We start from the raw sequence: 24,050 nt of genomic DNA, 5'->3' as shown, positions 1-24,050 counted from the left end.
AGCCGCGCATGGGGGTTACAATCGCTGGAAGTCTTGTAAGGATCGTGCCGGCGGCAATCTTTCGCCGGGGGACGGGGGAACGAGGGAGAGTGACATGAGATTTTCGGCAAGCAGATTTGCCCGCAGGGCAGGGTTCCTGCCGCTGCTGGCGGTCGTGGCGGTGGCCTGTACGGTGGTCGTCGACGAAGGTCCGGGGCCGCGGCCGCCGCGCCCCGGCCCGGGACCGCAGTTCTGTACCCGCGAGTACGATCCGGTCTGCGCGCGGCGCGGGGGCGAGCGCCAGACCTTTGCCAATGCCTGCATGGCCGAAGCCGCCGGCTACCGCATCATCCGCGGCGGCACCTGCCGGGCGGAAGGCGGCTGGGACGACGAGGGCGGGCAGCAGTTCTGCACCAGGGAGTACCGGCCGGTCTGCGGCCAGCGCGGCGGCCAGCTGCGCACCTTCCCCAATGCCTGCGAGGCGGATTCCGCCGGCTTCCGTGTCGTCGACAGGGGCCCCTGCTAGAAGAAGGCGATCCGGCAGGCCTCCCGGCCCGAAGCTCCGGGAGGCGACCGGCCGAAACGTCAGTTGGCCGGGAACTCGGTGGCGCGCCTGACCTCGCGCACCCGGCAGTCGTCGCCGACGTGGCGGTGGCGCAGCATCAGGCCCTCGATGCGGTGGATGCGGACGTCGCGGTGGCAATCCACAGGCTGGCGGCGCGGCAGGCGGTCGACTTCGACGAGCACCGGCCGGCAGGTCTCCGGACGATGGTAGTGCGCGGCGCGGCGCCCGATCTCCTCGACATAGCCGTCGCGCACGTCGCGATGGCAGCCGCCGACCTTGATGACGAAGCCCGGCGCGGCGGGCGGCTGTGGCATCGGCGCGGCCGTCGCAGGGAGGGCGCCCACGACGAGGGCGAGCATCAACGGCAAGGACGAGAACTTCATCTGAGCCTCCTGGCTGTGGTCCCGAGCTATGCACCGGGACCGACGCGCCGCAAGGGCGGCCCGCCCCAGCGGGACAAATCTGCGGAGTCAGGGTTAGCGCGCGGTTGCCAGGGCAAGGCCCGTACCGCACGCCTTCGTGAGAAGGCCGCGCCTGCATTTCGATGCGGCTGCGGATATGGTGCGGCCTCGGAACCGGGGACGACTCATGGGCGACAACCTCCACTCGATATGGCTGAAAGACGCGCTGGTCTTCCTGTTCGCGGCCGGCGTGCTGGTGCCGCTGCTGCGCATGGTACGGGTTCCCTCGGTGTTGGGCTTCCTCCTGGCCGGGCTGGCGCTCGGCCCCTTCGGCATGGGCGCGCTGGCCGAGAGCTGGCCGTGGCTCGGCCATCTGGCTTTTTCCGACCCCGAAGCCGCCAAGCCGTTTGCCGAGCTCGGCGTGCTGTTCCTGCTGTTCCTGCTCGGGCTGGAGCTGTCGTTCGAGAAGCTGTGGATGCTGCGGCGCCTGGTGTTCGGCGCCGGCACCTTCCAGGCGGTGGCGAGCGTCGCGGCGATCGCGGTCGCGCTGGTGTTCGCCGGGTTCGACGGCCATGCCGCCCTGGCGGTGGGCCTGGCGCTGGCGCTGTCGTCGACGGCGATCGTCATGCAGACGCTGACCGAGGAGAAGCGCGCCACCGGGCCAGTCGGGCGCTCGGCGCTCGCCGTGCTGCTGTTCCAGGACATGCTCGTCGCGCCGATCCTGATCCTGATAGGCTTCCTCGCGCCCGGCAGGGACGGGGGGCTGTTCAGCGCGCTGCTCGAGGCGCTTATCCAGGGCGGCATCGCGGTGGCGGTGATCCTGTTGTTCGGCCGCTTCGTGCTGAGGGACGCCTTCGGGCTCGCGGCAAGGGCCGGCGGCCGTGATTTCCTGATGGGGCTGACGCTGCTCACCATCGTCGGCGGCGCGGTGCTGACCGCAGCCGCCGGCCTGTCGCTGGCGCTCGGTGCCTTCCTTGCCGGGCTGCTGCTCGGGGAAACCGAATTCAAGCACCAGGCCGAGGTCGACCTCGAGCCGTTCAAGGGGCTGCTGCTCGGCCTGTTCTTCATGACGGTGGGGATCGGACTCGACCTCGCCACCATGCTGGCCGGGCTGCCGGCGGTGCTTGCGGGGCTTGCGGCACTGCTGGCGCTCAAGGCGCTGGTGGCCGTCGCCGCCTGCCGCGCCTTCGGCGTCCGCCCCGCGCATGCGGTGGAGACCGCCTTCCTGCTGGCGCCGGCGGGCGAATTCGCCTTCGTCGTGGTGGCCACGGCGGCGAGCGGCGGCATCCTCGACGCGGCCACCGCCACCACCGTCACCGGGGTCGCCGGCCTGTCGATGCTCGCCAGCCCGCTGATGGCGCGGCTCGGCCGCAGGCTCGCCGGCCGCTTCGAGGAGGCGGCCGGCGCAGACGTCGACCCCGCGTGCTTTCCCGACCTCACAGGCCATGTGGTGATCGCCGGCTTCGGCCGCGTCGGCCGCACCATCGCGCATATGCTCGACGCCGAGGCCGCCGACATCGTGGCGCTGGAGCGCGATGCGGCCGTGGTGTCGCGCGAGCGTGCCGCCGGGCGCAAGGTCTATCTCGGCGATGCCGCCCGCCCGGAGATCCTGAGCCATGCGGGCGCGGCCGGCGCCAGCATGTTCATCGTCACTGTCGACAATGCCCATGATGCCGCCGCGATGGTGCGGGCGGTGCGGCGGATGCGCCCCGACGCCCCGGTGCTGGCGCGGGCCCGCGACGCCGAGCATGCGCGCGAGCTGCACGCCGCCGGCGCCGATTTCGTCATTCCCGACGCCGTCGAGGCGGGGCTGCAACTGGCGGGGCGAGCGCTCTCCGAGTTCGGCTATGCCAGCGAGGTGCTCAACGACCGCATCGCCGCCGTGCGGAACGCCGCCTACGGGCGCGCCGACGTGGCGTAGAGCATTTCCGCTTTTCCTCGAATCGCGGAAACGCTCTATCTCTTTGTTTTTGCGCAATTCCGGACGGAAAGGCGCTGCGCACGTTTCCTGGAATTGCTCGAGCCTCACCGCCTGCGCCGCTCGCGCGGCCGGCGAGCGCCTGGCTTTGCCGCCGCGGCCGCGGCGGCGTCGCGCAGTGCCGCCTGGCGGCGCTCGGCCATTATCCAGCCGAGCGCCAGCGCTTCGAAGCCACCCTCGAGCCGGGCGAGAGCCTCGCTCGACCAGAAGGCGGCGCATGGCGGGCCGCCCTCGGCTATGGTTTCGGCGCGGCAGAGCCGGCCGCGCCGGCACATCGGGTCGGTGCAAAGCTCGGGCACGCCGGTTTCGGTGGCGATGTAGCGCGCCAGCGCCAGCATCTCGGCGCGCGGCCAAGGCGGCGCGGGGAACAGGCCGGCGAGCTGCTCCTGCAGGGTTCTCGCAGTTTCCTCGAGTTCGAGCGAGAGGAGGAAATGGTCGTGGTCGGTCATGGGGTGCATGCGGGCTCCTTGGTGAAAAGTCCGGGACCGCGAGGCGTGCCGGTGCGGCACCGCGCCTCCCGCGAGGCCGGATCATGGGGTGGGAAGACGGGCGGTCGGCAGCTCGCTCGTCAGTAGTGGAATGTGCGGTCCACCGACCGCCCGTCCGGTGTCTGTCCCTCGGTCGGCCGGTCACAGGTCTGTCCCACGGTCTTTTCGTGGCCTGAACCCGCGGCTTCTCCGCATCGCCCGGCACCCGCCATCTGCGGCGCGTGCCGGAGCAACGCCGGCCTGTCGTCGGGCCCTCGGAGCCACGGCTACCGCAGCCGTGGCGGGAGGTCACCGCCGCCCTCCCTGATACCCGGTGCGCACCAGGTTCCCGTGAGGACAGTGCCTGAAGTATAGGCCGGGCGCTCCAGGCGGTGGAAAAGCCGGCCGAAGATTTTTTTTTAAAGCCCAACCGGATCAAATGTTTGGTGGAGATGGGCGCGGGAATTTATCCCACGGTGCGGGCAGGGAGCTGCGTCTGCCGGTGAGGCCGAGTTTCTCCATGGCCAAAGAAAAAGGTAAGCTGTCGGGAACCGCGCCGGTCGTTCGTCCTTTGGATGCAAAAGCACCATGCAATCACCCGGAGGCTCCCAATGATCCCCACCATCACGGCCTTCGAACGGTCGCCCGACCGCGGCAGGGGACAGGCGCGCGACATGCGTGTTCGCTGGGCGCTCGAGGAAGTGGGCCAGCCCTACGACGTCCGTCTCGTCTCGTTCAGCGAGATGAAGCAGCCGGCGCATCGCGCGCTCAATCCGTTCGGGCAGATCCCGACCTATGAGGAGGACGATCTCGCTTTGTTCGAGTCGGGCGCGATCGTGCTGCACATAGCGGAGCGCCATGCGGGCCTGCTGCCGGACGAGACGAATGCCCGGGCGCGCGCGATCACCTGGATGTTTGCCGCACTCAGCACGCTGGAGCCGCCGATCGTCGACAGGGAAATCGCCAAGCTCGTGGAGCGCGACGAGACCTGGCATGAAAAGCGCCTCCCGCTGGTCGAGGATCGCATCCGTGGCCGGCTCGGCGAACTGTCGGCTCGCCTTGGCGATGCCGACTGGCTCGACGGTGCGTTCAGCGCCGGCGACCTTCTGATGGTGATGGTGCTGCGCCGGTTGAACGGATCGGGATTGCTGGACGAGTACCCGAACCTCGCCGCCTATGTCGCCCGCGGTGAAGCGCGGCCGGCCTTCAAGCGTGCTTTTGACGCCCAATTGGCGGTTTTCACCGCCGCGTCGAAAGGCGGATGAGGGCGCTCCGCGTTCAGGATGGGCGCGCGCCGCGTCGAGGCCGGAGACATTTTTTTCGGAGACAGCGCCGCCGCGCATTGACTACCCATACCCGATTGGCTATGTGTCGTCGCATAGCCAATCGGGTATGGATCATGCCGCAGCTTCAGGATGCAATGTTCCGCGCGCTTGCCGATCCGACGCGGCGCGGGCTGTTCGAGCGGCTCTGCCGCGAGGGGGATACGACGGTGGTGGGGCTGCTGGCCGGGGCCGGCGTCTCGCAGCCGGTGGTTTCCAAGCATCTCAAGATACTGAAGGCCGCAGGCCTGGTGCACGACCGGCACGAGGGCCGCTACACCTATTACAGCGCCGAGCGCGACGGGCTCAGGTCGCTGATCGACTGGACGAGCCGGATGACCGGCTTCTGGAACGACCGCTTCGACGATCTCGACAATCTGCTCAGGAGGATGGACCAATGACCGAAACGATGGAAACGACGCGCGCGGTCGTGGTCGAGCGCGATTTTCCCTATCCGCCGGAAAAGCTCTGGCGGGCGCTGACGCAGCCACATCTGATCGCCGAATGGCTGATGCGCAACGACTTCAGCGCGGAAGCCGGCCGCCGCTTCACACTGTCCGCCGACTGGGGCCAGGTCGACTGCGAGGTCGAGGCGGTCGAGCCGAACCGCTCGCTGTCCTACCGCTGGGACACCAAGGATTTGCGCAGCATCGTCACCTGGACGCTCGCCCCCACCGCGACGGGCACGAGCCTGCGGATGGAGCAGCGCGGTTTCACGCCAGAGCAGAAGGCCTATTTCCAGGGCGCGACGGTCGGCTGGCCGCGCTTCATCGCCCAGTTGGGCGAAGTCGTCTCGAGGCTGGACTGACCCCAATCGAATACCGGGAGCATTGACATGAACTCAACGATCAGGGCGATCCATCGCTGGACGTCGCTCGTCTTCAGCCTGGCCGTCGCCTCGATATTCGCCGGCATGGCCGTCACCCAGCCGCCCGAATGGTTCTACTACCTGCCGCTGCCGCCGCTCGCCGTGCTGATCCCGACCGGCATCCATATGTTCTTCCTGCCCTATTTCAGCGGCCAGCCGAAGGGAGTGCCGGCCGCGAAGGGCCATGCCTGATGGCGGGGACCGGCAGTCCAAAACTCCTGTCCGGCGGCAATCCGCAGATCGCCAAGGGTTACGGCGACGCCGTCGTGCAGGCCTATATCGAGGCCATGCCCGGCTGGAAGTCCGGCGTCGGGCGCCGCCTCGACACGCTGATCTCGGAGGCGGTTCCGGGCGTGGCCAAGGCGGTGAAGTGGAACTCGCCCTTCTATGGCGTGGAGCAGGGAAGCTGGTTCCTCGGGTTCCACTGCATGACCCGATACGTCAAGGTCGCGTTCTTCAAGGGCGCGCATCTCACCCCGCTGCCGCCCGGCACCTCGAAGCAGGCGGAGGTGCGCTATCTCGACATCTATGAGGACCGCCCGTTCGACGAGCGGCAGTTCTCCGACTGGGTCAGGCAGGCAAGCGCCCTGCCCGGCGAGAGGATGTGAGGCGGCGGTCGAGGGCGCGGGGCGCTCCGTCTGACGGCGTCAGTCGTTGTCGTCGCGGCCGGCCGATTGGTCGCGCTTGCCGAGCAGGATCTCGCGCTTGCCGACATGGTTGGGCGTGCCGACGATGCCATCCTTTTCCATGCGCTCGACCAGCGAGGCGGCACGGTTGTAGCCGATGCCGAGGCGGCGCTGGATGTAGGAGGTGGAGCACTTCTTGTCGCGCAGCACGACCTTGACGGCCTCGTCGTAGATGTTGTCGCCGTCCTCGGCCGCCACCGAACCCTTGTCGAAGACCGGGCCCTGGTCGGCTTCCTCCTCCTCGTCGTCCTCGTCGGCGGTGACGGTCTCGAGATACTCGGGCCGCCCTTGCGCCTTGAGATGGGTGACGACGTGCTCGACCTCGGCATCGGAGACGAATGGGCCGTGGACGCGGGCGATGCGGCCGCCGCCGGCCATGTGCAGCATGTCGCCCTGGCCGAGCAGCTGCTCGGCGCCTTGTTCGCCGAGAATGGTGCGGCTGTCGATCTTGGACGTGACCTGGAAGGAGATGCGGGTCGGGAAATTGGCCTTGATGGTGCCGGTGATGACGTCGACCGAGGGACGCTGGGTCGCCATGATGAGGTGGATGCCGGCGGCGCGCGCCATCTGGGCGAGGCGCTGGATGGCGCCTTCGATCTCCTTGCCGGCGACCATCATCAGGTCGGCCATCTCGTCGACGATGACGACGATGTAGGGCATCGGCGCGAGATCGATCTCCTGCTCCTCGAACAGCGGCTCGCCGGTGCCCTTCTCGAAGCCGGTCTGCACCTGCATGACGACGGTTTCGCCATTGTCGCGGGCGGTCGCGGCGCGCTGGTTGTAGCCGTCGATGTTGCGGACGCCGAGGCGCGCCATCTTGCGGTAGCGGTCCTCCATCTCGCGCACCGCCCATTTCAGCGCGGTGACCGCCTTCTTGGGATCGGTGACGACGGGGGTGAGGAGGTGCGGGATGCCGTCGTAGATCGACAGCTCCAGCATCTTGGGGTCGACCATGATGAGGCGGCATTCCTCCGGCTTCAGCCGGTAGAGCAGCGACAGGATCATGGTGTTGATGGCGACCGACTTGCCCGAGCCGGTGGTGCCGGCGACGAGAAGGTGGGGCATCTTGGCGAGCTCGGCGATGACGGGCTCGCCGCCGATGGTCTTGCCGAGGCAGAGCGCCAGCTTGCACGAGGTGTTGCGGAAACCGTCGGACTCGATCAGCTCGCGGAAATAGACGGTCTCGCGCGTCTCGTTGGGCAGCTCGATGCCGATGACGTTGCGGCCCGGGATGACGGCGACGCGCGCGGAAATCGCCGACATGGAGCGGGCGATGTCGTCGGCGAGGCCGATGACGCGGGAGGATTTGACGCCCGGCGCCGGCTCGAACTCGTAGAGGGTGACGACGGGGCCGGGGCGGACATGGATGATCTCGCCCTTGACGCCAAAGTCCTCGAGCACGCTTTCGAGCAGGTCGGCGTTCTGCTCGAGCCGCTCCTGCGACATGTAGAAGCCCTGGCCCTCCGGCGGCAGCTGCAGCAGTTCCTCCGAGGGCAGGTCGTAGTCGTCGCCCGAGGCGACGGCCGCGAGCTTGCCAGCGATCGGCAGCGCCGGGGCCTGGCGCTGCGCCGGCATGGTGATCTCGACGCTCCGGGCGGCAGGCGCCACGTCGTTGGCGGCGACGCGCGGCGACGGCTCCCTGACCTCGGCGGGTATGGCCTCGACAGGGGCTGCCTCTGCCGCGACGGCCGGGGCTTTGGCCACCGGTTCAGGGGCAGGGGCGGCCGGGATGGCTGCGGCGGGCGCGATGACGGGGGCGGCGACCGGCGCAGCGCTTGCGGCATGCGTACCGTGCGCCGGCGACGGCCGTTCGATGACGCGATAGAGCGCGGTGATCTCGGGCCCCGCAACCGGGCGCGGCCCGGGGCGGCGGGCCGCCGGGGCGGTAGCGGCGGGCACGCGCCGCGTTTCCGCCGGCCGGACCTCGACGACATAGGGGGCGCCGAACTCGAAGTAGGCGTGATCGGACAGATAGGACCAGCGCGTGTCGGGCATTGCCGCGGGCCTGGCCGCGACGGCGGCCGGCTGGCGTGCGGCGGCGGCGGCGCGGGCCGCGGCCATGGCATGGGCGGTCGGCGCGGGCAGCGGTGCGGTGGCGAGCACCTGGGCACGTTCGACGACGCGGTCGAGCGACGGACGGGCGTGCGAAGCGTTCGGCATCGAAGCGGCGGCGGCCGGCGCAGCAACGGGCGAATCGGGCAGGGCAAGGGCCTCGGCCGGCTGGGCGCCTTCCTCGACGGCGTGCTCGGCATCCTCGGGACGGATCTTCTTGACCTCGCGGTCGGGCGTGCGGGTGAAGCGCACGTTGGGCGCCAGGAAGAAATAGTCCTGCCAGCCCGGGCGGGCGAACTCACCCTCGCTGCCGCCGAAATTCGGGAAGACGTCGCCTTCCCTGGGCTTCATGTAGCTGTGTTCGTTGCCGCGCAGGCTGACGATGCGGCCGGCGAAATCGACCGCATGGGCCTGATCGCGCGCGGTCTCGCGGCGCTGCTGCTCGCCCTCTCCAGCTTCCGTGCCCGATAGATTTGCCCGAGGAAAACGCATGGATGCCATACTCAAGACTCGCCGGTTTGAACGCCTCCCGAGCAATAGGAACCGATGGTTAACAGTTTCTTCCGAAAACAGCGCTGGACGACCCGAACAGACCCGTTTTGGTACAGCCGGACGGGCACTCCCAAGCATTCCCAAGGGGTTGGCGGGCGAACAATTTTCTTGGGCCGTCGGGCCCGCCGCTAGAGTTCCTCGAGCGCGTCGCCGAAGGCCTCGATACCCCTGAGCCGGGTGCGGCCGGCCGCCCCGGCGCGCTCGATGGCGCGGGTGGCGAGCAGGTGGCAGATCGCCATCACGGCGACATGATTGAACAGGGGCCCCGGCGCGAGGGTGTGGCAGCGGAAGTGCCAGGCAGCAGACTGGCGGTGCGGCACGCCCTCGTCGGTGATGTAGAGCAATTGCGCGCCGCTCTTTTCGATCGCCGCGAGAATCATGTCCATGCGGGCGATGCGCCGGCGCATGCCGAAGACGACGGCGACGTCGCCCTTGGCGACGCTGACGAGGTGCTCGCCGAGCGTCTGGCCGCCGCCGGGGATGGCGACGATGTTCTCGACCACCTGGGTCATCTGCCACTGCAGGTAATCGGCGAAGGGATGGCTCGAGCGGAAGCCGAGCACCCAGACCTTGCGGGTCGACAGCATGGCGTCGACGACGGCGTCGATCTGGGCGTCGGTGACGCCGGCGAAGGTGCCCTCGATGTTGGCGATGCCCTGGGCGACGTGGGCGCCGAGCGACTGGGCGCCGGCGGCGTCGGTGGAGGTCGTCAGGAACAGGCGCGAGCCGGTCTGCTTCTCCTCGCGCGCATGGCGGCGCGCCTCCTCGTAGTTGTCGTAGCCGAGGCGCTTGACGAAGCGCGACACGGTGGCGTTGGAGACATGGGCGAGTGTCGCAAGCTCCGAGGCCGAATAGCTGGCGAGCTCGCCGGGGAAGTCGCAGACGAAGTCGCCCAGCCGGCGCTCGGCAGGATGGAGGTCGTCCAGGGCTTCCCTGACGCGGAAGAGGAATGACCGTTCCTTGGATGCCATCATGCTGCCTTCGATTCCTTCGCTGCCGATGCAGATTTGCGCGTCTCGGGGGCGCTTCGCAAGTGCGTGCCGGGCAGGGCCTCGATCGGCGGGGGCGCATTCGCCCAGGAATCACAAGAACATAGGCTCCCGACCCCGAGTTCCGGGCCGGCCGAACCCGTGGGCCCAAGTTTAGGCTGTAAAATGTGATTTTCATATGCTAGGTTTGTGAAAATCAGTTTTCACATCTGGTTCAGCCAAGGGAGGAGAAACCATGGCAGCTGAAGGTATGGTGCAATCCGGCAAGTCATCGCCGGTCATAAGACAATTGGAAACGTCGCTGAGCCGGATCGGCGTCACCGGCGCGCACAAGCAGATCATCGCGCTGGTGCTCATCGGCGTCCTGTTCGACGCCTTCGAGCAGAACACGATCGGCGTTTCGGGGCCGATGCTGAAGGCAAGCTGGGGGCTGACCGGCGCGGACATCGGCCTGCTCAACACGATCACATTCGGCAGCGCGGCGATCGGCCGCCTGCTGTCGGGCATCCTCGGCGACCGCTACGGCCGCAGGGTGATGCTGACCTTCAACCTCCTGCTCTTCACCATCGGCTCGCTGGCCTGCGCGCTGGCGCCGAACTTCGCGGCACTCGCCGTCGCGCGCGGCATCGTCGGCTTCGGCATCGGCGGCGAGATCTCGACCGCGGTGACCATGCTGTCCGAGTTCTGCTCGCCGAAGTTCCGCGGCACCGCCGCGGGCCTGGTCAATGTCGGCGCCGGCGGCTTCGGCAACTTCCTGGCCCCTGCCTTCGGTCTGCTGATATTCACCATCTTCCCGGGCGACAACGGCTGGCGCTGGCTGTTCGCGGCACTTGCGGTGCCGGCGCTGCTGGTGGTGTTCTACCGCCGCTTCGTGCCGGAGACGCCGCGCTTCCTCGCCTCGCAGGGCAGGATAGCGGAAGCCAACAAGGTGCTGTCGATCCTGGAATCGGGCACGCTGCGGCCAAAGAACCTCGTGGTGCGCGAATATCTCAAGGACGACACCGCGCAGGAAGCCCCCGCCAAGGGCGCCTGGAAGGAGCTGTTCCGCGCGCCCTTCATCGGCCGCACCATTCCCGTCGCCATCGCCATCCTGATGAGCTACGGCGCGCAGCTGTCGGTGCTCACCCTGATGCCGATCATCTTCGTGTCGATGGGCTACACGCTGCAGGGCAGCCTGCTCTACTCGATGATCATCCAGAGCGGCAGCGTGCTGGGCGCCATCGCAGCCTCGATGTTCGGCTACTACTTCCCGCGCAAGCGGGTGCTGACGGTGGGTGCCGTGTTCGCCTGCCTGGCGGCCATTTCGATCGCCTATCTCGGCACCAACATCTACCTGGTGCTGATGTTCGGCGCGATCTTCCAGTTCTTCGTGCTGCTGCTCAACACCTCGATCTGGATCTATGCGCCGGAACTGTTCCCGACCCGCATCCGCGCCTTCGGCGTCGCCTTCATCCTGGCGACGGGTTCGGCGGCCGGCTCGTTCGTGCCCACCATCGCGGGCGCGCTGTTCGACGCCTACGGCATGATCGGCGTGTTCGGCCTGGCGGCGGCTATGTACGCGGTCTTCGCCGTCTGCATCCAGATGGGTCCGGAGACCTACGGAATGTCCATGGAAGACCTGACGCAGCCGGCAGAGGTGGAAACGCCCGAGCCGTCGGTGCGGCGGGCCGAAGCAAGAGCGTAAATGATGAATGAGACGTCCCACATCCTGTTGATCAACCCCAACAGCTCGCATGCAACGAGCGACATGATGCATGCGATCGCTCGCAAGGCGGCGACAGGACGGATGGCCGTGGCAATCGCCACGGCTACCCGCAACCCGCCGATGATCGTCAACGGCCTGCAGCTCGAAGCCTCGGCCGAGCAGGTGATCGAGATCGGCTGCGAGCACGACGACGAGTGCATGGGCATCGTGGTCAGCGCCTTCGGCGATCCGGGGCTGGCCGCGCTCCGGCAGCGCGTCGGCGTGCCGGTGGTGGGCATCTGCGAGGCCTCGATGATCGAGGCCTCGCGCGGCGGCCGCAGGTTCGGCGTGGCAACCTCGACGCCCGACCTGACCGACGCCATCGCCGGGCGCGCCCGCGACCTCGGCCTGGCACATCTCTACACCGGCATCCGCTGCACGCCGGGCGATCCGATCGCGGTGGCCGGCGACGAAAAGCTTCTCAGGCAGTCGCTGGGCGAGGCGGTGCGCGAATGCATCGAGCTCGACGGGGCCGAGGCGGTGATCATCGGCGGCGGCCCGCTCGGCCAGGCGGCGGAACAGCTGCAGCCGCTGTTCGAAACACCCGTCATCGCGCCGATCCCCTGCGCGATCGAGCGGCTCATCGGCATGCTGCCGCAGCGCGCAGCCTGACGAAACCGCAGTCCGGGTCGGGAAGCGCGTCGTGGAGAATTCCGCGGCGCGCTTTCTCGCATTCAGGCGGGTTCTTCCTGGCGGGGTCGGAGCAGATGCCTTCGACGGGCTTCTGGCCATGGCGCGCGAATGCGCCTGCGCGGGCGGCTACGGCTTCAAGGGTACGATCGGCTTCGCCGCCGGATTGCAGGCGGGGAGCCGGTGCCCGCCTGGGTGGCGCTAGACCCTATGTCTTAGGGCGCAAGAGCTACGTCTTTGCGTGCATCATTTGCAGCCCGCGCGTGATAGTCTGCGCGCGGGAGAAACGGCGGCAACGCCAGATGCGCCCGCACGCCTTCCGCAATCCAGGGAGGTCGAAATGGCATATTACGTTTACCTGGTGAACTTTACCGACCAAGGGGTACGTACCGTAAAGGACACGACCAAGCGGGCCGAAGCTTTCAGGGCCCTGGCCGAGAAGCTCGGCGGCAAGGTGCATACGCTGCTGTGGACCCTCGGCAAGCATGACGTGGTGACCGTCGTCGAGGCGCCCGACGATGCGGTCGCGACGGCGCTCAGCCTGTCGATATCGGAACGCGGCAACGTCAAGACCCAGACGCTGCGGGCCTTCGATGCCGCGGAAATGGACAAGATCCTGGCCAAGATGGCCTGAGCCATTCTCGGGGCGGAAGCCGGGTTTTTCCTAGGCTTCCGCCGTCTTATTGCCGCAACGACGATCCTTCCGGCGTGACCTGAACGCCGAACGCGCGAGCGGGCGCTTGCGTTCGCCCTGGGTTCGGACGATGGTCCGGCGTCCTCAGGCGCATGCGGCATCGAATTGAACCACCACGGCTCCAGCCAAAGGCCCGATCCGGCAGCCTTCATCGCGGCGAACATGCGGATCGCCGCGGTTCCGGCGCTGCCCGGCATCCGGCTCTACGCGGCGCATCCGGGCAGCGGGCTGCGGCGGCTGGCGGCCGGGCAGGGGGACGACGCTCCGCCGCCCTACTGGGCCTATCAATGGGCCGGCGGGCTGGCGCTTGCCCGGCATTTCCACGCGCGGCCCGAGACGGTCGCGGGGCGCCGGGTGCTCGACCTCGGCGCCGGGTCCGGGCTCGTCGGCATCGCCGCGATGACGGCAGGGGCGCGCAGCGTCATCGCGGCCGAGATCGATGCCAACGCGGTCGCCGCGATCGGCCTCAACGCGGCGCTGAACGGCGTCGCGCTCACGGTGCTGGCCGACGACCTGCTCGGCGGGCCGCCGCCCGCCGTCGACCTCGTCGCGGCCGGAGACGTGTTCTACGACGCCGGCCTCGCGGGCCGGGTGACCGGCTTCCTCGACCGTTGCCTGGCGGCGGGCGTCGCGGTGCTGGTCGGCGATCCCGGCCGGTCCGGCCTGCCGCGGCAGCGCCTGCGGCCGGTCGCGGAATATGACGTGGCCGACGTCGGCCTGGCCAGCGGGACGGGAACCGTGCCGGGCGCGGTCTATGCTTTCGTCGCCTGACGGCGTGGCTTGACATCTTCCATATGTGGGAATATTTCTCATATATGGAAAAGATCGAAGTTGCCGGGATCGACGAGCGCATCGCGCAGCGCCTGAGGGGGCTGAGGGCCGAGCGCAACTGGTCGCTTGACGAGCTGGCGCGGCGCAGCGGCATCAGCCGCGCCAGCCTGTCGCGGTTAGAGAATGCCGAGGTCAGCCCGACGGCGAGCTCGCTCGGCAGGCTGTGTGCCGCCTATGGTCTCACCCTGTCGCGGCTCATGCATATGGTGGAGGGCGATTTCGCGCCGCTGGTGCCATCCGACGCGCAGCCGGTTTGGGTCGATCCGGAGACGGGCTTCAACCGCCGCTCGGTGTCGCCGCCGGCGCAGACGCTGGCCGGCGAGGCGCTGGAATGCCGGCTCGGGCCGGGCACGCGCATCGGCTATGACGCGCCGCCGCGCCCGGGCCTCGAGCACCATCTGGTGCTGGTCGAAGGGCAGCTGGAGGTCACTGTCGACGGCAAGAGCCATGCGCTCGGACCGGGCGACTGCCTGCGCTACCAGCTGTTCGGGCCGAGCGCCTTTTCGACGCCCGAAGGAACCGGGGCGAGATATTTCCTCTTCATGGTGTGAGGCACGATGACGGACGACATCGGCATTTCGGCCTTCGCGGCTGAGGACCTGCGCGAAAACCTGGGCGAGCTCGGCGGATTGCTCAATGCCTGCGTGCATGGCGGCGCGAGCATCAGCTTCGTGCTGCCCCATTCGCAGGCCGACAGCGAGGCATTCTGGCTCGACAAGGTGCTGCCGGGGGTAGCCGACGGGACGCGGCTGCTGCTGGTGGCGAAAAAGGGCGGGCGGATCGCCGGTTCGGTGCAGCTCAACGGCGACATGCCGCCCAACCAGCCGCACCGGGCCGAGGTCAACAAGCTCTTGGTCCATCCCGATTTCCGGCGCTCTGGCATCGGCCGCAGGCTGATGGCCGAGCTGGAGCAGAGGGCGGCCGCGGCGGGGCGCAGCCTGATCACGCTCGACACGCGCAGCGGCGACAAGGCCGAGCCGCTCTATGCCGGGCTCGGCTACCGGACGGTGGGCATCATCCCCGGTTTCGCCCGCGACCCGATGGGCGGCGAGCGGCTCGACCCGACGACCATCATGTACAAGACCCTCTGAGGCCGGCCGCCCGGCCTGCAACCTTGGATTTTGAGATCGCCGCGCCCATATCTTCGGTATGGAGCTTTGAGCGTGGAACGCGCGCGTATGGCCCTTTTCGCCGCGGCCCTTGGCGTCGCCGCGGTCCTGGGCCTCTCTCCCCCGAAAGCGGAGGAGGGCGGCCGGGGGCAGCTCGTGTTGACCGTCGAGATCGACGGCGCCATCGGCCCGGCGAGCGCCAGGCTGCTGGAAGAGGGGCTGGCCGAGGCGAAGGAGCGCAAGGCCGAGGCCGTCATCCTGCAGATGAACACGCCGGGCGGGCTGGTCACCTCGATGCGCGAGATGATCGCCGACATACTGGCGTCGCCGGTGCCGGTGATCGGCTATGTCGCGCCGTCCGGCGGCCATGCGGCGAGCGCGGGCACCTACATCCTCTATGCGACCCATGTGGCGGCGATGGCGCCGGGCACCAATATCGGCGCGGCCACGCCGGTCGAGTTCGGCGGACTGACGCCGTCGCAGCCCGGCGAGGACGGCAAGGACGCGGGCAAGGACCAGAAGACCGCGCCGGCTTCGGGCGACGCCATGACGGCCAAGATCACCAACGATGCGGTGGCGCTGATCCGCAGCCTGGCGGAACTGCGCGGCCGCAACGCCGAGTGGGCCGAGAAGGCGGTGCGCGAGGCGGCCAGCCTGTCGGCGAACGCGGCGCTCGAGCAGCGCGTCATCGAGTTCGTCGCCCGCGATACCGCCGAACTGCTGCAGATGAGCAACGGCAGGATCGTCGAGGCGGGCGGGGCGAAGCGGCCACTGGCGACCAGGGACGCCGTAGTCGAGAAGGTCGAGCCGGGCTGGCTGATCGAGCTTTTATCGGTCATCACCGACCCCAACGTGGCGGTGATCCTGATGCTGATCGGCATCTACGGCCTGGTCTTCGAGTTCTCGACCCCCGGAGCGGTGGCGCCCGGCGTGATCGGCACGATCAGCCTGCTGCTCGGGCTCTATGCGCTCAACCTGCTGCCCATCAACTACGCCGGGCTGGGGCTGATGCTGCTCGGCCTCATCTTCCTCGTGATCGAGGCCTTCAACCCTACCGTGGTGCTTGGCCTTGGCGGCGTGACGGCGTTCCTGCTCGGGGCGGCGATGCTGCTCAAGGTCGACAGCCCCGGCTTCGAGCTGTCCTGGGTCGTGACGGGCACCGCCGCGGCGCTGTCGCTGGGACTTGCGCTGCTGACGGGAAGCTACCTTTGGACGGCGCGCCGGCGGCCGTCGCGCGTCGGCGCCCAGGCGATGCGCGGGCTGCCGGCAGAAATCCTCGACTGGTCCGGCGGCGAGGGCCATGTGCTCGCCCAGGGCGAGCGCTGGCGCGCGCGCGCCGCAGACAACCTCGCGCCGGGCGACACCGTCGAGGTCACGGGCATCGAGGACCTGGTGCTACAGGTCGAGCGGCGCAAGCTGCGCCAGCCAGGCGACGGAGAACGGCCATGATCATCGGATATGTGAGCTACCTTGCACTCGCGCTCGTCATCGTCACCTTCCTGTCCGCCGCGATCCGTATCCTCAGGGAGTACGAGCGCGGCGTCATCTTCACGCTTGGCCGGTTCACCGGCGTCAAGGGCCCCGGGCTCATCATCCTGATCCCCTTCGTCCAGCAGATGGTGCGGGTCGACCTGCGCGTGGTGGTGCAGGACGTGCCGCCGCAGGACGTGATCTCGCGCGACAACGTCTCGGTGAAGGTCAACGCGGTGCTCTATTTCCGCATCGTCGACGCCGAGCGGGCGATCATCCGCGTCGAGGACTTTCTGGCGGCGACCAGCCAGCTGGCGCAGACCACGCTGCGCTCGGTGCTGGGCAAGCACGAACTCGACGAGTTGCTGGCCGAGCGCGACCGGCTCAACGCCGACATCCAGGAGATCCTCGACCAGCAGACCGACGCCTGGGGCATCAAGGTGACCAATGTCGAGATCAAGCACGTCGACCTCAACGAGAGCATGGTGCGCGCCATCGCCAAGCAGGCCGAGGCGGAGCGGCTGCGCCGCGCCAAGGTGATCAACGCCGAGGGCGAGCAGCAAGCGGCCGAAAAGCTGGTCGAGGCGGGCCGGATGCTGGCGCAGGAGCCGCAGGCGATGCAACTGCGCTATTTCGCGGCCCTGCACGACGTGGCCGGCGAGCGCTCGTCGACGGTGGTGTTCCCGGTGCCGATGGACCTGCTGGGGCACCTGAATTCGCGGCCGCCGGCGGAGGCCGCCAAGCCGAAGTGAAAGCCGCTCTGCCGCTCTCCCTTCTGGAGCGGCGAGGTGACTTGCGGTAGAATCCCGGGGCAATATTCACGGAGGTGGTGTCATGAATACCGTCCCTGAATGGCATCTCGTCGGCGACTGGTTCGACATCTGCAGCTGCGACATCCCCTGTCCCTGTGAATTCGCCCAGGCCCCCACAAACAACGCCTGCCAGGGCATGCTCGCCTGGCATATCCGCGAGGGGCATTTCGGCGACGTCATGCTCGACGGCTTCAGCCTGGTGGCGCTCGGCGCGTTCGAGGGCAATCTGTGGGCCGGCGAGGGCAAGGCGCGCATGGGCCTGTTCATCGACGAGCGGGCGGACGAGCGCCAGCGCGAGGCGATCCAGACGATCTTCGGCGGCCAGGCCGGCGGCTGGCCGGCGGCCTTCGCTTCGAACATCGGCGAGATGCGCGGCGTCGAGTTCGTGCCGATCACGTTCGAGGTCGCCGACGACCTCGCCTACTGGCACGCCGAGGTGCCCGGCCGCGTCATCGGGCGGGCCGAGGCACTCTCGGGTCCGACCACGCCGCCCGGCATGCGCGTGCAGACGCTGAACCCGCCCGGATCGGAGGTCGGTCCCGGCCAGGTCGCGACCTGGGGCCATTCGACCAAGGTCAGGACCGACGGCTTCGGCTTCGACTGGACGGGCGAGAACCGCTCCAGCAAGCACATCCCGTTCGACTGGACCGGACCCGGCCCGGCATAGGCAATGGCCATGCCGTCACAGGCAGGCTGGCTCGATCGGCTGAAGCAGTTTGAGCGGCGCGGCCGGGTGCCGCTCGGCCTGCTGCTGTCGCTGCTGGTGCTGACCGTCGCAGCCTGGTGGCTGACCCTCTACCAGGCCGTCAGCATGGACATGCCGATGGGGCTCGCCGTCCGCGGCGGCAGCGACGGGATGGCTTCCGGCGAGATGTCGGGCATGGCGATGTCGGGCATCGCCGCCAGCGGCTGGTCGCCGGAGGGAGCCGCGGTGTTCGTGGCGCTGTGGACGGTGATGATGGCGGCGATGATGCTGCCGGCGGCGGCACCGATGATCTTCATGTTTGCCCAGGCGCAGGCGCGGCGCGACCCGTCCGTCGCGGTGCCGACCTGGATTTTCGCGGCCGGCTACATGCTGGTCTGGGCGGCGGCCGGGCTCGGCGTCTATGTGGCGGTGCAGATCGGCAGCGACGTCGCCACCGCTCTCGCCCCGGACGCCAGGGCAAGATGGGCACCGCTGGCGCTCGGGGCGACCATCGCTGCTGCCGGGCTCTACCAGTTCCTGCCGGCGAAGCGGGTGTGCCTCAGCCATTGCCGCTCGCCGCTCGCCTTCGTGGCGCTGCACTGGCGCGACGGCAGGCTGGGCGCGCTGCGCATGGGGCTGAGACACGGCGCCTATTGCTTCGGCTGCTGCTGGGCGCTGTTTGCCGTGCTGGTGGCGGCGGGCACGATGAGCCTGGCCTGGATGCTGCTGCTCACGCTGGTGGTCTTCGCCGAGAAGCTGTTTGCGCACGGCCCGCGCGTCGCCTCGGCAGTCGGCGCGGTGCTCATCGGACTGGGCGCGGCAATCGGCAGCGGCTCGACCGCGATGCCGTGGGTTTCGTAGAAGCGGGGGCTGAGGCGCCGGACGGTAGCGCCAATCGTCATGGTTGGTTTCATAGAGACGGCCACAACCATGTGTTCAAGAATATCGTCTATTTCGGGTTCGGCGAGGCGGCCGCCCGGTCGATCATCCCATGGCCGAACTACGAGACGCCCAACGGCTGCGCGGATTCGCGCTTGACCGGGAGCTGCTAAAGGATTACGACTGACGAAATTAGAAATTCGTCATTCGTTAACTGGACACCTGGAATGAACGAAGTCGCCGAAAATACCGTGGATCTGGCGCGCCAGGAAACGGTGACGCGCATCCTCGATTCAGCCGAGCGGCTGTTCCGGCACTATGGCTACGCCAAGACCAACGTGGCCGACATCGCCCGCGACCTCGGCATGTCGCCGGCCAACATCTACCGTTTCTTCGCCTCGAAGGTGGAGATCCACCAGGCGATCTGCGGCCGCATGCTCGGCGCGGTCTACCAGATGGCGTGCAACACCATGCGCGGGCCAGGCAGCGCCGAGGAGCGGCTGCGCCGCTACGTGCACCAGCAGCACCAGTTGACGGTCGACACCTTGCTCGACCAGCAGAAGGTGCACGAGATGGTGATCGTCGCCATGGAGCGCGACTGGCACGTCATCGAAAAACACGTCGACCGCATCCACGATCTCATGGCGGAAGTCATCGCCGAGGGGATCGCCGCGGGCGAATTCGTCGAACAGGACCCGGCCGTGGCGGCGCGCTGTTTCGGCGCCGCGACCGTGACGCTGTGCCACCCGCAGATGGTGGCGCAGTGCCTTTCCAAGGAAAATCGGGCGTCCGCGGAGGAACTCGTCGAGTTCCTGATCGCGGCGCTCAAGAGGAACTAGAAGCGGCCCACGGGCCAACCACAATCGAACATCATCGGGAGTGCGAACGATGCTTTCGTTCAGAAGCTTCAATACCAGCTTGCGTCCTCTTTTCAGCCTCGCGATCGTTTCGCTGATCGGCGCCGGGCTTGCGGCCTGTTCGGAGGCGAAGACCGAGACGGTCGAGGCGATCCGCCCGGTCAAGGTCGTGGAGATCGCCAAGACCGACACGACGCGCGAACTCAACTATTCGGGCGCGGTGAAGGCCCGGACCGAGATGAATCTCGGCTTCCGCGTCGGCGGCAAGATCACCGAGCGCGTCGCCAACATCGGCGACCGGGTGAAGCCGGGCGACCTGCTCGCCCGCATCGACCCGACCGACTACCAGCTTGGCGTCGCGAGCGCGGAGGCGAACCTCGCGGCCGCCGAGAAGCAGGTCGAGACGGCTAAGCTCGCCGACCAGCGCGCCGAACAGCTCTATGCCCGCAAGTTCGCCTCCGAGGCGCAGCGCGAGCAGGCGGCACTCGCCTACAAGCAGTCTGCCTCGCAGCGCGACGCGGCACTATCGTCGCTCCGGCAGGCGAAGAACCAGGTCGGCTATGCCGAGCTGCGCTCCGACCAGAGCGGCATCGTCACCGCGATCAATGCCGACACCGGCCAGGTGGTAGGCGCCGGCACCCCGGTGGTGACGGTCGCCGTCGACGGCGAGAAGGAAGTGCAGATCGCCGTGCCCGAGCTCGACATCGGCAAGTTCTCGCCCGGCAAGGCGGTCAAGGTCAGCTTCTGGTCGGACGACAAGCTCATCCTCGACGGCAAGGTGCGCGAGGTGGCCGGCAGCGCCGACCCGCAGTCGCGGACGTTCCCGGTGCGCGTCAGCCTGCCCGACGATGCCCGCGTGCTGCTCGGCATGACGGCGACCATCGCGGCGACGGTCGACAGCGGCGAGAACCTGGTGTCGATCCCGCTTAGCGCGCTCGCCAAGCAGGAGGGCAAGGAGATCGTCTGGGTTGTCGACGCGGCCGACGAGACGGTGCGCGCGCGGCCCATCAAGGTGGCCAACTTCGTCGACGACGGCGTCCAGGTGGCCGACGGCCTGAAGCCGGGCGACCTGGTGGTGGCCGCGGGAACGCAGTTCATGGCCGAGAACCTGAAGGTGAAGGTGCCGGCCGCCGAACAGCGCGCGGCGTCGAACGATACGAACCACGCGGTTCGCTGAGACAAGGAATTTCGCGGAGCGGCGCGCCGACTGGCGTGCCGCAACCCTTGAACCTGCGCACATGTGCCGGTCGACGGCGTCGTGCGCCAGATCGGAACCAAGGCCATGGCCACTTCCACCGAGGAAAAGAAGCCCTTCAACCTGTCGCGCTGGGCGATAGGCCATCCGAGCATCGCGCGCTTCCTGTTCGGGCTGATCATCATCGCCGGCGCGCTCGGGCTCATGCGCATGGGCCAGAGCGAGGACCCGGAATTCACCTTCCGCGTCATGGTCGTGCAGGCAGTCTGGCCCGGCGCCTCGATCGAGGAGATGCAGGACCAGGTGGTCAACAAGATCGAGCGCAAGCTGCAGGAGACGCCGCATCTCGACTGGGTGAAGTCCTACACCCGCGCCGGCAGCGCCATCATCACCGTGCAGGTGAAAGGCGACACCGACGCCGCCGAGGTGAAGGACGCCTTCTACCAGGTGCGCAAGAAGGTCGGCGACATCTCGGCCGAGCTGCCGCAGGGCCTGATCGGGCCGTTCTTCAACGACGAGTTCGGCGACACCTTCATCACGCTGCATTCGATCAGCGGCGACGGCTACAGCTATCCGGAACTGAAGAAGTTCGCCATCCAGGCGCGCGACGTGCTGCTGACCACGCCGGGCGTCGAGAAGGCGGTCATCCTCGGCGACCAGCCGCAGCGCATCTACATCGAGGTGTCGTCCAAGGCGCTGGCCGAGCGCGGCCTGACGCTCAACGACCTGCGCAACACCATTGCCGGCCAGAACAACATCGACGCGGCGGGCACGGTCGACACCGGCACGCGCTCGGTGCGCATCTCGGTCGAGGGCGATCTCAGCAAGGCTTCCGACATCCGTGAACTCAGGCTGCGCGCCGGCAACCAGGTGACCAGGCTCGGCGACATCGCCACCGTGACCGCGGGCCTCGAAGACCCGTATTCGCGCAAGTTCCGCTACAACGGCAAGGACAGCGTCCAGGTCGGCGTGGTGATGGCCAAGGGCTTCAACGTCACCGACGTGGGCAAGGCGGTGGAGGCGACCTACGAACGCTTCGAAACCACGCTGCCCTACGGCGTTTCCGTCGACCAGATCTCCAACCAGCCGGAGGTGGTGACCGAGGCGGTCGGCGAGTTCATGAAGGCGCTGGTCGAGGCGCTGCTGATCGTGCTCGTGGTGTCGTTCCTGTCGATCGGCTGGCGCTCGGGCCTGGTGATCGCGATCACCATCCCGCTGGTGCTCGCCGCCACCTTCGCCATCATGTACGAGCTCGGCATCGACCTGCAGCGCATCTCGCTGGGCGCGCTGATCATCGCGCTGGGGCTGCTGGTCGACGACGCGATGATCGTCATCGAGATGATGGAGCGGAAGCTCGAGGAGGGGCTGGTCAAGATCGAGGCGGCGAGCTTCGCCTATTCGTCGACGGCCTTCCCGATGCTGACCGGCACGCTGATCACCACGGCCGGCTTCATCCCCGTCGGCTTCGCCGAATCGACGGCGGGCGAATATGTGCGCTCGCTGTTCTATGTCGTGGGCATAGCGCTGGTGACGTCGTGGTTCGTGGCAGTCTATTTCACGCCGTGGCTGGGCAACATGATCCTGAAGCAGCGCAAGCACGCCGGCAGCCACCACGACGTGTTCGACACGCGCTTCTACCGCCGCCTGCGTTCGACGGTCGGCTGGGCGGTCAGGCACCGCATCATCGTGCTGGCGCTGACGCTGGTCGCCTTCTTCGGCTCGCTCTTCGCCTTCCAGTTCATCCCGCAGAACTTCTTCCCGCAGTCGTCGCGGCCGGAAATCCTGGTCGACCTGTGGCTGCCGGAAGGCACCAGCATCACGGAAGTGGAGAAGCAGGCCGAGGCGCTGGAAGCCAGGATGATGGACGACCCGGACAAGAAGTTCATCGCGACCTTCATCGGCGAGGGCGCGCCGCGCTTCTTCCTGCCGCTCGACCAGCAGCTGCGCAACCCGAACTACGCCCAGCTGCTGGTGATGGCCAATGACGAGCCGGCGCGCGAGCGGCTGATCACCAAGATGCGCACCATCCTGGCCGAGGACTTCCCCTCCGTGCGCGGCAAGGTCGACCGCTTGTTCCTCGGGCCGCCCACGGGCTGGCCGGTGCAGCTGCGCGTCATGGGCCCGGACCGGGCCGAGGTGCGCCGCATCGCCGACCAGGTGAAGGCGAAGTTCGCTGAGACCCCCGAGCTCGGCGCCATCCACGACGACTGGCTGGAGCCGGTGCCGGCGATGAAGCTGGTGGTCGACCAGGATCGGGCGCGGGCGCTGGGCGTGACCTCGCAGCGCATCCGCCAGATGCTGCAGGCGACCATGTCGGGCGCGCCGCTGGACGACTTCCGCGACGGCGAGGAGACGGTGTCGATCGTCGCCCGCGAGCCGGAAGCCAACAGGCACCTGCTGTCGGCGGTCGACTCGGTCTACATCCCGACCGACTTCGGCGGTTTCGTGCCGCTGTCGCAGGTAGCCAAGGTGGTGCCGGTGATGGAGCAGGGCATCGAATGGCGCCGCGACCGCCTGCCGACGATCACCGTCAGGGCGACGCTGCCCGACGGCATCCAGCCGAACGACCTGACGATGAAGCTGTTCAACGATCTGAAGCCGCTGCGCGACAGCCTCGCCCCCGGCTACAAGGTCGAGATCCAGGGCGGCGCCGAAGACGCCGCCGAGAGCCAGGCCTCGATCGCCGCCAAGGCGCCGATCATGCTGCTCGTCATCGTGCTGCTCTTGATGGTGCAGCTGCAGCACTTCGGCAAGTCGATGCTGGTGCTGGCGACCGGCCCGCTGGGCATCATCGGGGCGGCGGCGGCGCTGCTCATCAGCGGCGCGCCCTTCGGCTTCGTCGCCATCCTGGGCGTGATCGCGCTGCTCGGCATCATCATCCGCAACTCGATCATCCTGGTCGACCAGATCGACCAGGACATCGCCGCCGGCATCGAGCGCTCCGAGGCGATCGTGGGGGCGGCGGTGCGCCGCTTCCGGCCGATCATGCTGACGGCGATGACGGCGGTGCTGGCGCTGATCCCGATCTCGCGCGGCGTGTTCTGGGGGCCGCTCGCCTACGCGATGATGGGCGGCATCCTGGTGGCGACGGTGCTGACCATCCTGGTGCTGCCCGCCGGCTACGCCCTGTTCTTCGGCAAGGAGCCGAAGAAGGCCACGAGCGAGCCGGAAGACGGCGACCGCGGCAACGTCGCCGAGATTCCGCACCGGCCGGCGCTGGCGGCCGAGTAGGCCGGCCCGCTGCCGACAGATGCGAAAGGCCGCCCCCGGGGCGGCCTTTTCATT

At 68.2% G+C, this 24,050-nt stretch carries 24 protein-coding genes; 20 read left to right on the top strand and 4 right to left on the bottom strand.

The genetic code is table 11. The features are described 5' to 3' along the window. Nucleotides 1-94: 94 nt before the first annotated feature. Entirely contained in the window at nucleotides 95-505 is a 411-nt protein-coding gene (locus tag AmiPiv_RS15100; RefSeq protein ID WP_340038299.1) for a Kazal-type serine protease inhibitor family protein, read from the top strand. A gap of 59 nt (nucleotides 506-564) precedes the next feature. Here AmiPiv_RS15100 and AmiPiv_RS15095 read toward each other — a convergent pair whose 3' ends face one another. Beyond that, a complete protein-coding gene (locus AmiPiv_RS15095; protein WP_340038298.1) occupies nucleotides 565-927 on the bottom strand; it encodes a hypothetical protein in 363 nt (120 codons plus the stop codon). A 205-nt stretch (nucleotides 928-1,132) separates the two neighbouring features. Here AmiPiv_RS15095 and AmiPiv_RS15090 point away from each other — a divergent pair, with 205 nt between their 5' ends. Beyond that, nucleotides 1,133-2,866, top strand: coding sequence for a cation:proton antiporter domain-containing protein (locus AmiPiv_RS15090; RefSeq protein ID WP_340038297.1), 1,734 nt, complete (start codon nucleotides 1,133-1,135; stop codon nucleotides 2,864-2,866). Nucleotides 2,867-2,970: 104 nt separating this feature from the next. Here AmiPiv_RS15090 and AmiPiv_RS15085 read toward each other — a convergent pair whose 3' ends face one another. Further along, nucleotides 2,971-3,381: a hypothetical protein gene (locus AmiPiv_RS15085; protein WP_340038296.1), complete on the bottom strand. Its 411-nt coding sequence runs from the start codon at nucleotides 3,379-3,381 to the stop codon at nucleotides 2,971-2,973. Between the two features lie 620 nt (nucleotides 3,382-4,001). Between AmiPiv_RS15085 and AmiPiv_RS15080 the strand changes: the two genes are divergently transcribed. The 5 genes from AmiPiv_RS15080 (at nucleotide 4,002) to AmiPiv_RS15060 (ending at nucleotide 6,188) form a co-directional block, all read left to right on the top strand. Continuing rightward, nucleotides 4,002-4,655: a glutathione S-transferase family protein gene (locus AmiPiv_RS15080; RefSeq protein WP_340038295.1), complete on the top strand. Its 654-nt coding sequence runs from the start codon at nucleotides 4,002-4,004 to the stop codon at nucleotides 4,653-4,655. 134 nt (nucleotides 4,656-4,789) lie between these two features. After that, nucleotides 4,790-5,113, top strand: a complete 324-nt coding sequence (locus tag AmiPiv_RS15075; protein WP_340038294.1) for an ArsR/SmtB family transcription factor — start codon at nucleotides 4,790-4,792, stop codon at nucleotides 5,111-5,113. After that, complete coding sequence (locus tag AmiPiv_RS15070; RefSeq protein WP_340038293.1) at nucleotides 5,110-5,520, top strand: SRPBCC family protein; 411 nt, start codon at nucleotides 5,110-5,112, stop codon at nucleotides 5,518-5,520. Before AmiPiv_RS15075 ends, AmiPiv_RS15070 begins: the two co-directional genes overlap by 4 nt. 27 nt (nucleotides 5,521-5,547) lie before the next feature. After that, nucleotides 5,548-5,772: a hypothetical protein gene (locus AmiPiv_RS15065; protein WP_340038292.1), complete on the top strand. Its 225-nt coding sequence runs from the start codon at nucleotides 5,548-5,550 to the stop codon at nucleotides 5,770-5,772. Continuing rightward, nucleotides 5,772-6,188: a DUF1801 domain-containing protein gene (locus AmiPiv_RS15060; protein ID WP_340038291.1), complete on the top strand. Its 417-nt coding sequence runs from the start codon at nucleotides 5,772-5,774 to the stop codon at nucleotides 6,186-6,188. Before AmiPiv_RS15065 ends, AmiPiv_RS15060 begins: the two co-directional genes overlap by 1 nt. Before the next feature lie 39 nt (nucleotides 6,189-6,227). Here the strand turns inward: AmiPiv_RS15060 and AmiPiv_RS15055 are convergent, their stop codons facing one another. Beyond that, the gene (locus AmiPiv_RS15055) at nucleotides 6,228-8,819 is read right to left on the bottom strand and encodes a DNA translocase FtsK (protein ID WP_340038290.1); all 2,592 of its coding nucleotides are present in this window, start codon (nucleotides 8,817-8,819) and stop codon (nucleotides 6,228-6,230) included. A 179-nt stretch (nucleotides 8,820-8,998) separates the two neighbouring features. Then, nucleotides 8,999-9,841, bottom strand: coding sequence for a MurR/RpiR family transcriptional regulator (locus AmiPiv_RS15050; protein ID WP_340038376.1), 843 nt, complete (start codon nucleotides 9,839-9,841; stop codon nucleotides 8,999-9,001). 253 nt (nucleotides 9,842-10,094) lie between these two features. Between AmiPiv_RS15050 and AmiPiv_RS15045 the strand changes: the two genes are divergently transcribed. The 13 genes from AmiPiv_RS15045 to AmiPiv_RS14985 all read left to right on the top strand — a co-directional run bounded on the left by AmiPiv_RS15045 (nucleotide 10,095) and on the right by AmiPiv_RS14985 (nucleotide 23,996). Beyond that, nucleotides 10,095-11,543, top strand: a complete 1,449-nt coding sequence (locus AmiPiv_RS15045; RefSeq protein WP_340038289.1) for an MFS transporter — start codon at nucleotides 10,095-10,097, stop codon at nucleotides 11,541-11,543. Continuing rightward, entirely contained in the window at nucleotides 11,544-12,215 is a 672-nt protein-coding gene (locus tag AmiPiv_RS15040; RefSeq protein WP_445206961.1) for an aspartate/glutamate racemase family protein, read from the top strand. 358 nt (nucleotides 12,216-12,573) lie between these two features. After that, nucleotides 12,574-12,867: a GYD domain-containing protein gene (locus tag AmiPiv_RS15035; protein ID WP_340038288.1), complete on the top strand. Its 294-nt coding sequence runs from the start codon at nucleotides 12,574-12,576 to the stop codon at nucleotides 12,865-12,867. A gap of 165 nt (nucleotides 12,868-13,032) precedes the next feature. Further along, the gene (locus AmiPiv_RS15030) at nucleotides 13,033-13,698 is read left to right on the top strand and encodes a class I SAM-dependent methyltransferase (RefSeq protein ID WP_445206960.1); all 666 of its coding nucleotides are present in this window, start codon (nucleotides 13,033-13,035) and stop codon (nucleotides 13,696-13,698) included. A gap of 44 nt (nucleotides 13,699-13,742) precedes the next feature. Beyond that, nucleotides 13,743-14,309, top strand: coding sequence for a helix-turn-helix domain-containing protein (locus AmiPiv_RS15025; RefSeq protein ID WP_340038287.1), 567 nt, complete (start codon nucleotides 13,743-13,745; stop codon nucleotides 14,307-14,309). 6 nt (nucleotides 14,310-14,315) lie between these two features. After that, complete coding sequence (locus AmiPiv_RS15020; protein WP_340038286.1) at nucleotides 14,316-14,849, top strand: GNAT family N-acetyltransferase; 534 nt, start codon at nucleotides 14,316-14,318, stop codon at nucleotides 14,847-14,849. Nucleotides 14,850-14,936: 87 nt separating this feature from the next. Then, complete coding sequence (locus AmiPiv_RS15015) at nucleotides 14,937-16,316, top strand: NfeD family protein (protein WP_340038285.1); 1,380 nt, start codon at nucleotides 14,937-14,939, stop codon at nucleotides 16,314-16,316. Continuing rightward, a complete protein-coding gene (locus AmiPiv_RS15010; RefSeq protein ID WP_340038284.1) occupies nucleotides 16,313-17,089 on the top strand; it encodes a slipin family protein in 777 nt (258 codons plus the stop codon). The genes AmiPiv_RS15015 and AmiPiv_RS15010 overlap by 4 nt, the downstream gene beginning before the upstream one ends. 82 nt (nucleotides 17,090-17,171) lie before the next feature. Next, a complete protein-coding gene (locus AmiPiv_RS15005) occupies nucleotides 17,172-17,816 on the top strand; it encodes a DUF1326 domain-containing protein (RefSeq protein WP_340038283.1) in 645 nt (214 codons plus the stop codon). A 9-nt stretch (nucleotides 17,817-17,825) separates the two neighbouring features. Then, nucleotides 17,826-18,695 carry a DUF2182 domain-containing protein gene (locus tag AmiPiv_RS15000; protein WP_340038282.1) on the top strand — a complete coding sequence of 290 codons (870 nt, stop codon included), beginning with the start codon at nucleotides 17,826-17,828 and terminating at the stop codon, nucleotides 18,693-18,695. 245 nt (nucleotides 18,696-18,940) lie between these two features. Continuing rightward, complete coding sequence (locus AmiPiv_RS14995; protein ID WP_340038281.1) at nucleotides 18,941-19,552, top strand: TetR family transcriptional regulator; 612 nt, start codon at nucleotides 18,941-18,943, stop codon at nucleotides 19,550-19,552. 49 nt (nucleotides 19,553-19,601) lie between these two features. Continuing rightward, complete coding sequence (locus AmiPiv_RS14990) at nucleotides 19,602-20,747, top strand: efflux RND transporter periplasmic adaptor subunit (RefSeq protein WP_340038280.1); 1,146 nt, start codon at nucleotides 19,602-19,604, stop codon at nucleotides 20,745-20,747. Nucleotides 20,748-20,852: 105 nt separating this feature from the next. After that, on the top strand, nucleotides 20,853-23,996 hold the full coding sequence (locus AmiPiv_RS14985) for an efflux RND transporter permease subunit (protein ID WP_340038279.1): 3,144 nt from the start codon (nucleotides 20,853-20,855) through the stop codon (nucleotides 23,994-23,996). Nucleotides 23,997-24,050: the final 54 nt, after the last annotated feature.

It is taken from the genome of Aminobacter sp. Piv2-1 (assembly GCF_037625995.1).
Lineage (GTDB): Bacteria > Pseudomonadota > Alphaproteobacteria > Rhizobiales > Rhizobiaceae > Aminobacter.
The sequence above is the reverse complement of the archived record's forward strand: the minus strand, read 5'-3'. Positions and strand labels throughout refer to the sequence as shown.